Below are 15,152 nucleotides of genomic sequence, written 5' to 3'. Positions count from 1 at the left end.
CGGCCTCGGCGCGCTGCCCGGCGACGCGGGGGACCCGCGCGGCTCGGTGGCGGCGTTCATGGGGGCGCTGGGTGACGACGAGCGCCTGAACGACGTGGCACTGCGCTCGGCCGGCCAGGTTCAGCGGGAGCTGGGCGAGCACGCCGAGGCGGTGGAGACGCTGACCCGGCTGCGGGAAGCGGACGGCGACCCCGGCCTGACCCTGATGATCGGCGACTCGCTCGTGGCCTGCGGCCGGGCGGAGGAGGCGCGCGAGCTGCTGACCGAGACGTTTGGCGCGGACGCGACGCTGCACCTGGCCACCTTCCTGCGCGAGCACGGAGACCCCCAGGCGGCGCTGGCGGCCATGAAGGCCGCGCCGCCGCGCGTGAGCGGCGAGTCCCAGCGGCTGCTCGGCGGCCTGCTGGCCGAGACGGGGGACCTGGAGGGGGCGAAGGCGGCGTTCGAGCTGGGGGCGGCCGTCGATCCCGGGTCCGAGCCCGAGACGATGCTGGCCGCCGGCCGCTGCCTGATGGAGACGCCGGAGGCCGACGCCGCGCGCTTCGCGCTGGAGCGGGCCGCGGCGCAGGAGGAGGACCCGTTCCGCGCCGCCGTGGCCGCGTACCTGCTGGGCCGGTGCGACGAGGACGACCTGCCCTGGGTGCTGGCGGCGGAGGGCGACAGGGAGGGCGCGCTGGCGGCGCTGACCACGCGGACCGGGTCCGAGCTGGTGGCGAAGGTGCTGCTCGCGATCCAGGCCGGCGAGGTGGGCGACCTGCGCGGCCCGCTGTCCGAGCTGCCCGTGCAGGACCGGACGGAGGCCCTGCGCGAGCTGCTGGCGCACGCGCTGGAGTCGGACGCCGGCACGGCCGAGCCGATCTTCCGCCTGGTGGCCGAGATGGGCGAGCCCGAGCTCGCGGCCATGGCCGGGATCCGCCTGAGCGAGATCCTGTCGGACGCCGGCGACCAGTGCCGGGCCGAGCTGTCGCTGCTGCCGGCGACCGAGGTCGAGGCGACGGCCGAGTCCGCCTGGCGCTTCCTCGCCACCGTCCGCCGCCGCCGCGGCGACCTCGGCGGCGCGATCGAGGCCGCCCGCGCGGCCCTGCCCGCCACAGCCTCGCTCGTCGCCGAGCTGCTGGAGGAACGCGGCGAGTACGACGAGGCACGGCGCCTGCTGACCGAGGGCGCGGCGGCCGGCGACCTGGACTGCCACCAGAGGCTGCTCGTCCACCTGCTCCAGCGGGAGGACTTCGACGCCGTCGTGGCGCAGGCCGAGCAGGCGGTCGGCACCGGCGACCCCGAGACCGTGGCGCTGGGCTACTGGACCTGGGCCGACGCCCGCAAGGCCATGGGCGACCTGCCGGACGCGGCCCTCCTGTACGTCAGGGGCGTCGAGACCGGATTCCCCGGCATCACGCCGCGCGTCCGGGTGGACCTCGCGCTCACTCTGCGCCAGCTCGGCGACGCCGCCGGGGCCGACCGGGAGGTGCGCCTGGCCGTGGAGTCCGGCGACCCGGGCACCGCGGCGCGAGCCGGCGTCCTGCTGGGCGTCTGGCTGCACGAGGACGGCGACCACCTCGGCGCGGCGCGGGCGTTCGCCGAAGTGGCCACCGGCGGCGACGGTGACTTCGCTCAGACCGCGATGAACAACCTCGACGCGCTCGCCTACCAGGCGTGCCGGCGCGGCGAGCACGCGCTGGCCGTCGAGATGCTGTCGATGACCGGCCCGACGGGCGAACAGGCCGGTGCGCAGCTCAGGGACCAGGCCAGGGAGCTGGGCGACATGTGCGAGGACCCGGCGGCCGTGCGAGCGTACTACGAGCTGGCCGGTTCCGGACCCTTCACCGAGCTGCGGATCGCCGAGCGGCTGGAGGAGCTGGAGCAGACGGACCAGGCCCGCGCCATCTACGAAGGGCTGAAGGACCACGACGACGCCGACGTGCGGTTCGTGGCGGGCGGCAGGCTGCTGTCGCTGCTCGATGAGGAGGGCGACGCCGCGGCCTTCTACGACCTGGCCGAGCGGCAGGCGGGCGACGCCGACAGCCCCGGGCAGGGGGTGTTCGGCAGCCTGTTCGGCATGCTGCAAGGCCGGCAGGGCGACACCGAGGCGGCGCTGCGCACGCTGCGCGCGGCGGCGGAGAGCGGCGAGCCGACCGCGCTGAGCCTCTTCGCGCAGACGCTCGTCGAGACCGGGGAGGTGGAGGAGGGCCGGCAGGTGTACCTGCGGGTGCTCGACGCGGGCGACGCCGACCTCGCCGCGCGGGCGATGGTCGCGCTCGGCCAGACCCACCACGACGAGGACGAGGAACAGGCGCGCGGGTGGTACCTCAGGGCCGTCGAGGAGGGCGAGGGGCACACCGGCGCGGTGGCCGCGATGTACCTGGGCGCGCTGGCCAAGCGAGCACGGGACTTCCCGGAGGCGCTGACCTGGTACCAGCGGGTCATCGACTCGGGCGACTCGGAGTCGGGGATGGCCGCGGCGCACCTGGGCGAGCTGTGCTACTGGCTGGGGGACCGCGACGGGGCGCTGCGGTACTACGAGCTCACGCTGGGGCTGAGCCGGCAGGACGACCTGGTGGCCGAGGCCGCGTACCGGCTCGGCGAGATCCGGTACGAGCGCGGCGACCTCGATCTGGCCCGCCGGCTGCTGACCACGGCCGTCGACACGGGGGATGCCTCCTTCGCTCCTCAGGCCGAGGCGCTGCTGGGCAAACTTGCCGTTAATTAAATGACCAAATAGTCTCATCCAGTCAAACAAATGGGGTGAGACGGATGGCACGAGCGGGAAGGCCGCCGCAGGATCCGGCGCGCCAGGTCGAGCGGGCGCACCGGATCCTCGACGCGGTCGCCGAACTGGTCCTGCGCTGGGGCTACGACAAGACCACGATCGACGACATCGCGCAGCGGGCCGGGGTCGCCAAAGGCACCATCTACCTGCACTGGAAGACCCGCGACGACATCTTCGCGGCGCTGCTGCGGCGCGAGCGGGTCAGCCTGGTCGAGGCGGTCCGCGACCGGGAGCCGGCCACGCTGAGCGAGCTGTTCGGCGAGTTCTCCCGGGCGCTGCTGCGCCGGCCGCTGCTGCACGCGGTGCTGAGCGGCGACTCCGAGGTGCTCGGCAAGCTCACCCGGCAGAAGCGCGAGAATGCGGCGCGGCTGCGGATCGACGGCCCCTTCGAGGCGTACGTGGCCCGGCTGATCGAGCTCGGCGCGGTGCGCGAGCAGCCCGGCCATCACGTGCTGGTGACCACCTCGATCGTGTACGGCTTCCTGTTCCTTCCCGGCGGGTTGCCCGGGGAGCAAGGCGATGAGGGCAGGCCGTCCGGTGATCACATCGCCGACCTGGTGGCCGACACCATCGAGCGGACGATGAGCACGGGCAAGCCACTGGACGCCGCCGCGAAGGCCGTCGCGGACGCCACCCTCGCCTTCCTCGACGCCGCGGCCGAGCTGGCCGGGCGCAGGCTCGCGGCGTCCCTGGGCGCCGAGCCCGCGAGCACAGGGGGGCCGGCGAAGTGAAGACCGTCATCCCTCTCGGCGACGCCGCCGCCGACCTCGCGACCGCGGGCGGCAAGGGTGCCTCCCTGGCCAGGCTGACCAGGGCCGGGCTGCCCGTGCCCGGCGGCTTCCATGTCACGACCGCCGCCTACCGCGCGTTCGTGGCCGGATTCCAGGACGAGATCCTGCGCGCGGCCGCCGCCGACCCCGGCTCCATCCCGGCGCTGTTCGCCGCCCACGAGGTGCCGGGCCCGATCGCCGACGAGATCCTGCGGGCGTACGAGGAGCTCGGCCAGGACGTCCCGGTGGCCGTGCGCTCGTCGGCCACCGCCGAGGACCTGCCGGACATGTCGTTCGCCGGCCAGCAGGACACCTACCTCAACATCCGCGGCGACGCCCTCCTCGACGCGGTCAGGCGCTGCTGGGCCTCCCTGTGGAACCCGCGCGCCATCGCCTACCGCGACACGAACGGCGTGCCGCACGACGACGTGGCCCTGGCCGTGGTGGTGCAGGAGCTGGTCGACGCCGACGCGGCCGGCGTCATGTTCACGGCCGACCCCGTCACCGGCGCCCGCGACGACACCGTGATCAACGCCTCGTGGGGGCTGGGCGAGGCGGTCGTCGGCGGCCAGGTGACGCCCGACACGATCGTGGTGTCCGGCGGCGCGGTCACCTCCTCACGGGTCGGCGACAAACAGGTCATGACCGTACGGACCGAGTCGGGCACCGAGGAGCGGGCGGTCCCCGCCGATCTGCGCGGCGCGGCCGTGCTCGACGACGCCGAGGCCGTGCGGCTGGCCGCGCTCGGCGCGCGCGTCCAGGACTTGTACGGCACCCCCATGGACGTGGAGTGGGTCAGGCGCGACGGCGCGTTCGCCATCGTCCAGGCCCGCCCGATCACCGGCGTCAAGCCCCGGCTTGAGGAGTGGAACGACAGCCTCAAGGGCGACTACCTGTGGACCGGCGGCAACCTGGGCGAGGCCATCCCCGACGTGATGACGCCGATCACCTGGTCGTACGTGCGGCTGTTCATCCACGAGGCCATGTCGGCCGCCTCGATCCCCGGCTTCGACCTGGTGGGCAACATCGGCGGCCGCTTCTACATGAACCTGAGCGTCGTCCACTCCATCGCCGGGGCGCTGGGCATGAGCGGCCGGCTCTCCGCCGTCGAGCAGGTCTTCGGCAAGCTGCCGCCCGGCCTGGAGGTGCCGCGCGTGCCGGCGTCCCGCTGGGAGATCGTCAAACGCGTCCTGCCCATGGCCGTACGCCTGCGGCTCCGGGTGCGGCGCAACCTCAAGGGCATGCGCGCGTTCCTCGACACCTCCCAGCGGCGCTGCGAGGAGCTGCGCGAGCGCGTGGCCCGCACCACGTCCGGCCCCGAGCTGGCCGAGCTGTGGGAACGGGAGATCAGGCCGCACCTGATCACCGCCTGCCGCATGCTGGAGGCGGCCGGCCGCCAGGGCGGCGCCACGCTCGTCTACACCCGCGACCGGCTCTACCGGATGATGGGCGAGGCGGACGCCGAGGCCATGCTCACCGGCGTCAACGCCGAGGGCGAGCTGGCCAGCATGGGCCCGGTCATCGGCCTGTCCAGGCTGGCGCGCGGCGAGATCACCAGGGACGAGTTCGCCCGCGCGTACGGGCATCGCGGCCCCCACGAGTTCGAGGTCTCCGTGCCGAGGCCCGGCGAGGACCCCGGCTGGATCGACGCCCAGCTCGCGGGCCTGCGCGACCTCGGGGCCGACACCCAGGCGCTGCTCGCCAGGCAGCGGGAGGCGCGCGAGGCGGTCTGGGCGCGCTTCGCCCGGCGTCATCCGGGCAAGGAGGCCCGGATGCGGGCCAGGGTGCGGCGCTGGAACGCCGTCGTACGCGATCGGGAGAGCACCCGGTCGGAGACGATACGGGCGTTCTGGGTGCTGCGGGCCTTCACCGTCCGGGCCGGCGAGCTGACCGGGGCCGGCGACGACGTGTTCCACCTCTACCTGGAGGAGCTGCTCGATCTGCTGCGGGGCGACCGGTCCGCGCTGGGGCGGGTGCCGTCGCGGCGGGCCACCCACGAGCGCTACGCCTCCCTGCCGCCCTACCCCGTGCTGATCGTCGGCCACTTCGACCCCGTGCGCTGGGCGACCGACCCGGGACGCCGGGCCGACGTCTACGACGCCCGCGGCCCAGGTGCACCGGTGAGCGACACCGTGACCGGCTTCCCCGGCGCGCCCGGCGTGGTCGAGGGCGTCGCCAGGGTGCTCTCGGGACCCGAGGACGGCGACCGGCTCAAACCGGGCGAGATCCTGGTCACGACGCTGACGAACGTGGGCTGGACCCCGATGTTCCCGCGCGCCGCCGCCGTCGTCACCGACATGGGCGCCCCGCTGTCGCACGCCTCGATCGTGGCCCGCGAACTCGGCATCCCCGCCGTGGTCGGCACCGGCAACGCCACCATGCGGCTGCGCGACGGCGACCGGATCAGGGTGGACGGGGAACGCGGCACGGTCGAGTTGCTGGCGTGAAAAGTTCCCGCCAAGTCGCTCGCGCGGGCCGGGTGGCGTGTGATCCCGTCGAGGACCATGATCGAACAGTGGATGCTCGAAGACGAGCGCGAACTCGAAGCGCGTTGTGCCCGGTTCAGGAACGCCCAGCAGGCGCTGGAGCACAAGGACCGGGAGGAGGCGGTTGAGCGGCCCGGCGAGATGGGGCCCGCGGCGTGACTGGGCCGGCCTGCCCGCCCCGCTGGTAGCGGAGGCCGAGCGCCGGCTGGGCGCCGTACGGGGGTTCGAGCCGCGGCAAGGCGGCTTCTCGTACGGCGTCCTCGGCGTGCTCGCCCTCGACGGCGGGCGGCGCGTGTTCGTCAAGGCGACGCCGGCGGACGCGGATCACGCGGGCGACTACCGGTCGGAGGCGGTGATCAGCGCCGCCCTGCCCGCCGAGGTGCCGACGCCGCGGCTGCTGTTCTCCTGCGAACGGGACGGCTGGGTGCTGCTCTGCTCGGAGGAGGCGCCGGGCCGGGTGCCACACGAGCCCTGGCGGCCCGCGGAGCTCGCGGCGGCGCTCGACCTGCTCACCGCCTGCGCGGCCCCGCTCACCCCCGCTCCCCTGGACGGCCTGCCGACGGTGGCCGAGCGGATGGCGGGCCGCTGCGAACTCTGGCACACCCTCGCCACGGACGGCGGGGCGGCGGGCGGCGGAGACGGGGCTCGGGCCGGGACACCGGGGATCGCCGCTCCCCTGGAGATCGGTGCTTGGGAGCGGGCGCACCTGGATCGGCTGGCGGCGGTCGAGCGCGCCTGGACGTCGCTGGTCACCGGCGACACGCTGCTCCACTTCGACCCGCGCTTCGACAACATCGTCATCGACGCCCACGGCACGGCTCGCTTCGTGGACTGGGGCCGCGCCTGCGTCGGACCGGCCTGGACGGACCTGGTCTGCCTGCTGCTGGAGTCCGACCTCGGCACCCCCGATCCCGAGGAGACCTTCACCGCGCACCCGCTCGGCCGGGCCGCCGACCCCGCGCGGGTGGACGCCCTGCTGGTGGCCCTGGCCGGCTACTGGACGCGTACGGCCGCCCTCCCGGGCCCCGCACACGCCCCGCACCTTCAGCAGCGGCGCGAACACTCCCGGCGAGCCACACTGAGCTGGCTCCGCACCCGCTGGGCGGCATAAACCGGTTGCCCGCCGGAGAGACGGTCTGGTGTGCTCTACGGCGGCCGAACGCCCCACAGCCGCCGCCCCCAGGACCACTGCAACGAGCAGAACCACTGCCGCGGCCGAACCACCCGGAGGAGCCCCGATGCGCCAGGCGTCCATGTCCCACACGAAAGAAGGAGTCGGCCGATCAGAGGACATGACGTTCGTTGCGTATGCTCAACTTGGGAATCTTGGCGCATGTAGACGCCGGTAAGACCAGCCTGACCGAGCGGTTGCTGCACGCCGCCGGGGTCATCGACGAGGTCGGCAGCGTCGATGACGGCAACACCCAGACCGACACCCTGGCCCTGGAACGCAGTCGCGGCATCACCATCAAGTCGGCGGTCGTGTCCTTCGCCGTCGGCGACACCACGGTCAACCTGATCGACACGCCGGGCCATCCCGACTTCATCGCCGAGGTGGAGCGGGTGCTGAGCGTGCTGGACGGCGCCGTCCTGGTGGTGTCCGCCGTGGAGGGCGTGCAGGCGCAGACCCGCGTGCTCATGCGCACGCTGCGCCGCCTCGGCATCCCCACGCTCGTCTTCGTCAACAAGATCGACCGCCGTGGCGCCCGCTACGACGGCGTCCTGCGCGAGCTCGCCGCCAAGCTGTCCCCGTCCGTCGTCGCCATGGGCTCGGTCTCCGGCCTCGGTACGGGCGCCGCCGCGTTCACGCCGTTCGACGGCCAGGCCGCGTTCGCCGAGGACCTGGTCAACGTGCTCGCCGCGCAGGAGGACGCGCTGCTGGCGGCGTACGTGGACGACGAGAGCTCGATCTCCGTCACCCGCCTGCGCGCCGAACTCGCCGCCCAGACCGGCCGGACGCTGGTCCACCCGGTGTTCTTCGGCTCGGCCGTCACGGGGGCCGGCGTGGAGGCGCTGATGGCGGGCGTCAGGGAGTTGCTGCCACCCGCCCAGAACGACCCCGACGGTCCCGTGTCGGGCACCGTCTTCAAGATCGAACGGGGTCCCGCAGGGGAGAAGGTCGCCTACGCCCGCATCTTCAGCGGCACCCTGCACACCCGCGACCGGCTCCACTTCGACGACCGACGTGAGGGCAGGGTCACCGCGATCAGCGTCTTCGACGGCGGCACGTCCGTGCGTGGCCAGGAGGTGCCCGCCGGCCGGATCGCCCGCCTCTGGGGCCTGACCGACGTCCGCATCGGCGACCGGCTGACCCGCCAGGAGGACCAGGACACGGCGGACGCGGGCCCCGGAGCCAGGCGAGCCTCCGCAGGCCACTTCGCGCCGCCCACACTGGAGACCGTCGTGTCGCCCGGCCGCGCCGCCGACCGGGCCGCACTGCACCTGGCGCTGAGCCGGCTCGCCGAGCAGGACCCGCTGATCGGCCTGCGCCAGGACGACCTGCGCCAGGAGGTATCGGTCTCCCTCTACGGCGAGGTGCAGAAGGAGGTCGTCCAGGCCACGCTCCTGGACGACTTCGGCCTGGAGGTGACCTTCCGCGAGACCACCACCATCTGCGTCGAACGGCCCACCGGCACGGCCACGGCCTTGGAGGTGATCGGCAAGGACCCCAACCCGTTCGCCGCGACCGTCGGCCTGCGCGTCGAGCCGGGCGGAGCGGGCGACCCGACGGGCGGGGGAGTGGAGTTCCGGCTGGAGGTGGAGCTGGGGTCGCTGCCGTACGCGTTCATGAGCGCGATCGAGGAGACGGTTCACGAGACCCTCCACCAGGGTTTGCACGGCTGGGAGGTGCTGGACTGCGTGGTCACGCTGACCCACTCCGGATACTCGCCCCCGTCGAGCGTCGCGGCCGACTTCCGCAACCTCGTCCCGCTCGTGCTGATGGACGCGCTGAGGCGGGCCGGCAGCACGGTGTACGCGCCGATGCACCGCTTCCGCCTGGAACTGCCGCCCGACACGCTGGGCCCGGTGCTGCCCGTGCTGGCCCGGCTCGGCGCGACCCCGCGCGCCCAGCGTGCCTCCCTGGTGGAAGGGCTGATCCCGGCGGCCAAGGTGCACGAGCTGGAGCGGCGCCTGCCGGGGCTGACCCGGGGCGAGGCCGTGCTGGAGTCGGACTTCGACCGGTACGAGCCCGTACGCGGCCCGATCCCGCGCCGCCCGCGCTCCGACCACAACCCGCTCGACCGGAAGGAGTACCTGCTGCACGTGGCACGCCGGGTCTGAACCGCCCAGCCCCGTCCCCCAGAGCACCCCGTGCCGCCCGCACCCCACGGACGGCTCGGGAGCGGCTCGGGCGGCTCGGGCGCGGCGGACGGTCAGACCTGCCGCAGGTCGGGATCGGTGGCCACCACGATGACGGCGAGGTAGCCGTCGCCGTCCTGCACGACATGAGCCAGCATGTCGTCCTTGAAGACGGGATCGTTGCCGTTGAAGGTGTCGCGCGCCTGGTCGTGCCCGAGGTAAGGCGCCTGGGCCAGCACCCGCCGGTTGAGGCTCTCGGCGAACATGAGCTCCGTGCACAGAGCACGCCGATCGTCCACGACCACCATCGCGTGGATGTGCACGGTACGTCCCGGGTACCAGCCCGGCCAGATGGTGGTGAAGCGGACGACCCCGCCCGCGTCGGCGATCTGCACCCCGCGCAGGTACCGCTTGCGGTCCGTGGGCCGCAGGTCGGCGAACTTCGTGTCCGGGCTGATCTTCGCCTTGCCGTCCTTGCCCCTGTCCTTGAGCGCGTCGCGTGACTCCGACTCGGCGCCCGAGTAGAGCCCGGCGGCGTCGCAGTGCCAGATCTCCACCACGGCTCTGGGCAGCGGCCGGCAGGAGGAGCCGTCCTGCACCTTGATCGCCAGCCGCAGCCGGACGCCCTCCCGGTCCTCGCGCAGGTCGCTGCGGATCGCGCCGGTCTCGAAATAGTAGGGGCCCTGTACCGTGCTGGGCGCCAGCCGGCACGTCCTGGCCTTGGCGAACAGCGCGTCCGCCTTGGCGTGGGTGTCGGGGTCGAAGGCGGTGGCCGGGTCGTCCGTCAGGGTGACGCCGAAGCTGGGATCGCCGGCGGTGAGCAGGCCGCCGAGACCGATGGTGCCGATTCCGGTGATGAGCCGTCGCCGGCTGACCCGCCGGTCTTCGCGTTCGTGTACCACGGAAGTTCCTTGGAGATCAGGAGCTACTCCTCGGAACCTCTCATGCGCCGGTGGACTTTCCGCGCAGGCGCGCGGCGCGGCCACATCATGACATCGGACGAAGAAAGTCGCCGAAATCCTTTTCGAGGATACAAAACTGTAACCAGAAGCGGTTGGGCTGATCAGCGCCGCCGTATTCTTTTCTCCGCAGGTCATCACACTTGCGACAGCGTGCAGAGGTCGATTGACAGATCCGGCCTGGCAATCTACGTTCCCGAAAACCTTTTAGGCAATCCCGAGTCCGTCATGTTAGCGCTCACATCCACAAGGGGCCACTCATGAGACGACGATGGGCGGCGGCCCTCGCCGCGGCACTCCTGCTCCTCCCCGGCACCGCGCGGCCCGCGCTGGCGGGCCCGCCGATCACCACCGCGATCTACACGGCCGACCCGGCCGCGCTGGTCGCGGGCGACACCCTGTACCTCTACACCGGCCACGACGAGGCCCCGACCGGCGGCACGAGCTTCGTCATGCGCGACTGGCACGTCTTCACCTCCTCCGAGGCCACCACCTTCACCGACCAGGGCGCCCGCCTGAGCCTGGCGACCTTCCCGTGGGCGGGTGGGGACGCCTGGGCCGGCGAGGTCGAGCGCGGCGCCGACGGCCGCTACTACTGGTACGCCTCCGTCAACGGCAGAGGCGCCGGCTGGATGGACATCGGCGTGGCCGTGGGCGACAGCCCGCTCGGCCCGTTCACGGACGCCAAGGGCGGCCCGCTGGTCAGCGACAGTACCCCGAACTCCTCCCCGCTCAACATCGACCCCACCGTCTTCACCGACGACGACGGCCAGGTCTACCTCTACTGGGGCTCCTACTACGGGCTGCGCGCGGCCAGGCTCAACGCCGGCATGACCTCGATCAACGGCCCGGTCATCACCCCGAGCGGCGTGTCGAACTTCTGGGAGGCCCCCTGGATGTTCAAGCGCGCCGGCGTCTACTACCTCGCCTACGCGGCCAACGACTCGGCCTGTTCGGCGCCCGGCTACGCGTGCGTGCGCTACGCCACCGCGAGCAACCCGATGGGCCCGTGGATCCACCGCGGGATCGTGCTCGACCAGGTGAGCTCGACGACCAACCATCCGGCGATCATCGAGTTCAAGGGCCAGTGGTACATGGTCTACCACAACGCCGCGAGCCCGGGCGGGGGCGACTTCCGCCGCTCGGTGACGATCGACCAGCTCTTCTTCAACGCCGACGGCACCATGCGGAAGGTCGTGCAGACCGGCGGCCCGGTGACCCCGGGCAACCTGGCCGCGAGCGCCACCCCGTCCACCTCGTACGTCTCGCCCTGGGAGACGCTCGGCGCGATCAACGACGGCCACACCCCGGTCAGCTCGGCCGACCACAGCCACGGCGCCTACGGCAACTGGAACCACCAGGGCACCGAGTGGCTCGAATACCGCTGGCCGGCCGCCCAGACGATCTCCAGATCCGAGGTGTACTGGTTCGACGACGACCTCGGCATCGACCTGCCCGCCTCCTGCCGGCTCCAGTACTGGAACGGCGGCGCCTACGTCGACCTGCCCGGCTGCGGCGTGGCCGGCAACACGTTCAACCTGACCACGTTCAGCCCGGTCAGCACGACCCGGCTGCGGCTGAACATCACCTCCAGAACCGGCTACTCGACCGGCGTGCTCGAATGGAGGGCCTTCTCATGAGGCGCGTCCTGTCCGCTCTGCTGCTGATCGCGGCCTTACTCGTCGCCGGCGCCCCGGCGCACGCCGACCAGACCATCGGCTACCCCTCCTTCGGCGGCCCCGCCGTCCCCGCGCCGCCGGGGGCGTACACGACCGGCGACATGATGAGAGCCATCTACGACGCGGAGAGCTCCGGCACGGACTTCTGGATGGACCGGCTGCTGGCCAGGCCCGGCAACGACCCGGCGGGCACCTGGCTCATGTCGCGCGGCCGGGCGCTGCTCATGAAGACGCACACGCCGGGCACGCTCGGGTTCGCCGGGCAGGCCGCGTACTGGGAGAGCATCAGCAACAACCACGCCTTCACCGTCGCGCTCACACCGGGCACGTTCACCGAACAGGTGAGCTCGCGCTGGCAGGCGCCGAGCCACTGGAAGAGCCGGCACACCAGCGGCTCGATCACCGTCGACCAGACGAAGTTCATCACCGACAACAACGTGGCCGTGGCCAACCTGGCCGTCACCAACGGCGGCTCCGGCACGGCCACGCTGCAACTGCGCGCCACCTCCCCGTACGCCACCACCGGCTCGGGCGCCGAGCTGACCGGCCAGGTCAACGCCTACAACAACCTGACCACCCTCTACCCGCGGCTCACCTGCGACGGCTGCACGGTCGCCAGCGGCGGGCTCAACCGCTCGCTCACGATCGCCGCCGGCGCCACCGTCACGGTCAAGGTCGTCATGGGCTTCGTCACCAGTGAGATCCCGGCCTCCCGCACCGAGTACGACGCCTACGCCGGCTACTCCGCCGCCACCGCGTTCGCCACCCACGTGCGCGCCTACAACCGCTGGTGGGCCGAGAACGTCCCCTACATCGACGTGCCCGAGCCGGCCATCAAGAAGAACATCTACTACCGCTGGTGGCTGATGCGCTTCAACCACCTCGACGCCGACATCCCCGGTCAGACCTTCCAGTTCCCCACCTCGACCGAGGGCGTGCTGGGCTACAACAACGCCATCGCGCTGACCCAGCCCATGCACATCGACGACCTCAAGTACCTGCGCGACCCCGTTTACTCCTACGGCGACTGGCTGAGCGTCGGGCAGACCTCCAAGAACGGCCGCTTCCTCGACAACCCCGGCGATCCGGAGAACTGGTCCAACAGCTACACCCAGTACATCGGCGAGGCCGCCTGGAAGAGCTACCAGATCCACGGCGGCCAGCCCGGCATCGCCGCCAACCTGGCCCGCTACGCCGAGCAGGATGTCAAGGGCCAGCTGTCCCATTACGACACCGACAACAACAAGCTGATCGAGTACGACTGGGGCGCCCTGACCGGCAACGACGCCGACGCCGTCTCCTTCCACTGGAAGCCGGGCCGGATGGACCGGGCCGAGAGCGCCTACCAGTACAGCGGCGCGCTGGCCGCCGCCCGGGCGTATGAGACGGTCGGCAACACGGCCAAAGCCGCGGAGATGCGCACGCTCGCCACGCAGATCCAGAACGCCATCGTCAACGTGCTGTGGAACCCGGGCCGGCAGCTCTTCGAGCACCGGCTGAAGTCCACCAACGAATGGGTGCCGTGGAAGGAGATCAACAACTACTACCCGTTCGCCGTCGGCGCGATCCCCAACACCAGCACCTACAAGCAGGCGCTGCGCCTCTTCGACGACCCGGCCCAGTATCCGATCTTCCCCTTCTACACCGCCAACCAGGCCGACAAGGCGGCCTCGGGCACCGGCAGCAACAACTTCTCCACGATCAACTCCACCGTGCAGTTCCGCCTGCTCTCCTCGGTGCTGCGCAACTACCCGAACGAGTGGATCGACGCGACCTGGTACAAGAAGCTCCTCTACTGGAACGCCTGGGCGCAGTACGTGGGCGGCAACACCCAGTGGCCGGACGCCAACGAGTTCTGGGCCGACTGGAACGGCTCCTCGATCACTTATCGCTCCTGGATCCACCACAACATCCTGGGCAGCGGCAACTGGACCGTGATCGAGGACGTCGCCGGGCTGCGGCCACGCGACGACGCCAAGGTGGAGCTCTCGCCGATCGGCATCGGCTGGACCCACTTCACCGTCGACAACCTGCGCTACCGCGGCGCCGACCTGACCATCGTCTGGGACGACCCGGCCGACGGCGTCGTGCGCTACCCCGGCGTGCCCGAGGGCTACTCGATCTACGTCAACGGCACCCGCGCCGCCACGGTCTCCTCACTCGTGCCCTTCACCTGGGACCCCGCCACCGGAACGGTCACCACGAGCGGCACCGTCACCCACCACGTCGCGATCCCGGGCCTGCGCTCGCCGGCCCAGGTCGTCCACAGCGGCGCCCGCATGGTCGACCTGCTCGCCAAGGCCGGCGTCGACCTGACCGCCGAATTGCCCAACCTGGCCGCCGGCGCCACCGCCACGGCCTCCACCACCGCCTCGGGCAGCTCGGCCGCCGGCGCCGTGGACGGCTTCCCGATCAACGAGCCGTTCTGGGGCGGCACGACCGCCGGGCAGGACTGGTACGAGCTCAACTTCGGCACCGCCCGCACCCTCGACGAGTTCCGGCTCCACTTCAAGGACAGCCGCCCGGCCAGCTCGACCTACCGGGCGCCCGCGTCGTACGACATCCAGTACCACAACGGCTCGGCCTGGGTCAATGTGCCCGCGCAGACCAAGACCCCGGCCGCGCCGCGGGCCAACTACAACCTCGTGCGCTTCCCCGCCGTCACCGCCCAGCGGGTACGGGTGCTGGCCACGGCCGCCTCCGGCGCGCGGACCGGCCTCACCGAGATCAAGGCGCACAACCGGGGCGGCACGCCACCGCCGGCCAACCTGGCGGCCTCGGCCACGCCGACCGCGTCCTACACCTCGTCGTGGGAGAGCGTGGCCGCCGTCAACGACGGGATCGACCCGCCCTCCTCCAACGACACGGTCAACCCGCGCTGGGGCTGCTGGCCGCAGACCGGCGAGCAGTGGGTGGACCTGACCTGGCCCTCGGCCCGCACCCTGAACCGGGCCGAGGTGTACTTCTTCGACGACGAGCAGGGCATCGACATGCCGGCGTCGTGGAAGCTGCAGTACTGGAACGGCAGCGCGTACGCGGACGTGCCCGGCGCTTCGGCGTACCCGCTGACCAAGAACGCCTACAACTCCGTCACCTTCACCGCGACCGGCACCACCCGCCTGCGGGTGGTGCTCACCGGGACCGGCTCCAGCTCCGTAGGCCTGCTGGAGGTCAGGGCCTACGGACCCTGA

9 protein-coding genes are annotated in these 15,152 nt (G+C 72.1%); 8 read left to right on the top strand and 1 reads right to left on the bottom strand.

Annotated elements, in window-relative coordinates; genetic code table 11:
* From ABFX54_RS11200 to ABFX54_RS11175, 6 genes are all read left to right on the top strand, one after another.
* A partial coding sequence (locus tag ABFX54_RS11200) for a tetratricopeptide repeat protein (RefSeq protein ID WP_346103872.1) occupies window positions 1–2,707 on the top strand: 2,707 nt, incomplete at its 5' end.
* A gap of 44 nt (window positions 2,708–2,751) precedes the next feature.
* Window positions 2,752–3,498, top strand: coding sequence for a TetR/AcrR family transcriptional regulator (locus tag ABFX54_RS11195; protein WP_346103871.1), 747 nt, complete (start codon window positions 2,752–2,754; stop codon window positions 3,496–3,498).
* Window positions 3,495–5,984: a PEP/pyruvate-binding domain-containing protein gene (locus tag ABFX54_RS11190; protein ID WP_346103870.1), complete on the top strand. Its 2,490-nt coding sequence runs from the start codon at window positions 3,495–3,497 to the stop codon at window positions 5,982–5,984. Before ABFX54_RS11195 ends, ABFX54_RS11190 begins: the two co-directional genes overlap by 4 nt.
* 57 nt (window positions 5,985–6,041) lie before the next feature.
* Window positions 6,042–6,182: a hypothetical protein gene (locus tag ABFX54_RS11185; RefSeq protein ID WP_346103869.1), complete on the top strand. Its 141-nt coding sequence runs from the start codon at window positions 6,042–6,044 to the stop codon at window positions 6,180–6,182.
* Window positions 6,148–7,134: a phosphotransferase gene (locus ABFX54_RS11180; RefSeq protein WP_346103867.1), complete on the top strand. Its 987-nt coding sequence runs from the start codon at window positions 6,148–6,150 to the stop codon at window positions 7,132–7,134. Before ABFX54_RS11185 ends, ABFX54_RS11180 begins: the two co-directional genes overlap by 35 nt.
* 197 nt (window positions 7,135–7,331) lie before the next feature.
* Window positions 7,332–9,305: a GTP-binding protein gene (locus tag ABFX54_RS11175; protein ID WP_346103866.1), complete on the top strand. Its 1,974-nt coding sequence runs from the start codon at window positions 7,332–7,334 to the stop codon at window positions 9,303–9,305.
* Between the two features lie 92 nt (window positions 9,306–9,397).
* Here the strand turns inward: ABFX54_RS11175 and ABFX54_RS11170 are convergent, their stop codons facing one another.
* Window positions 9,398–10,225 (bottom strand): peptidase associated/transthyretin-like domain-containing protein, encoded by an 828-nt coding sequence (locus ABFX54_RS11170; protein ID WP_346103864.1) that lies wholly within the window; start codon window positions 10,223–10,225, stop codon window positions 9,398–9,400.
* 317 nt (window positions 10,226–10,542) lie between these two features.
* Here ABFX54_RS11170 and ABFX54_RS11165 point away from each other — a divergent pair, with 317 nt between their 5' ends.
* Both ABFX54_RS11165 and ABFX54_RS11160 read left to right on the top strand, forming a co-directional pair.
* Window positions 10,543–11,922, top strand: a complete 1,380-nt coding sequence (locus ABFX54_RS11165; protein ID WP_346103862.1) for a glycoside hydrolase family 43 protein — start codon at window positions 10,543–10,545, stop codon at window positions 11,920–11,922.
* Entirely contained in the window at window positions 11,919–15,152 is a 3,234-nt protein-coding gene (locus ABFX54_RS11160; protein ID WP_346103861.1) for an MGH1-like glycoside hydrolase domain-containing protein, read from the top strand. Before ABFX54_RS11165 ends, ABFX54_RS11160 begins: the two co-directional genes overlap by 4 nt.

Origin of the sequence: Nonomuraea maheshkhaliensis (assembly GCF_039529435.1) — a bacterium.
Lineage (GTDB): Bacteria > Actinomycetota > Actinomycetes > Streptosporangiales > Streptosporangiaceae > Nonomuraea > Nonomuraea maheshkhaliensis.
This window is presented reverse-complemented; position numbering and strand designations above follow the sequence as displayed.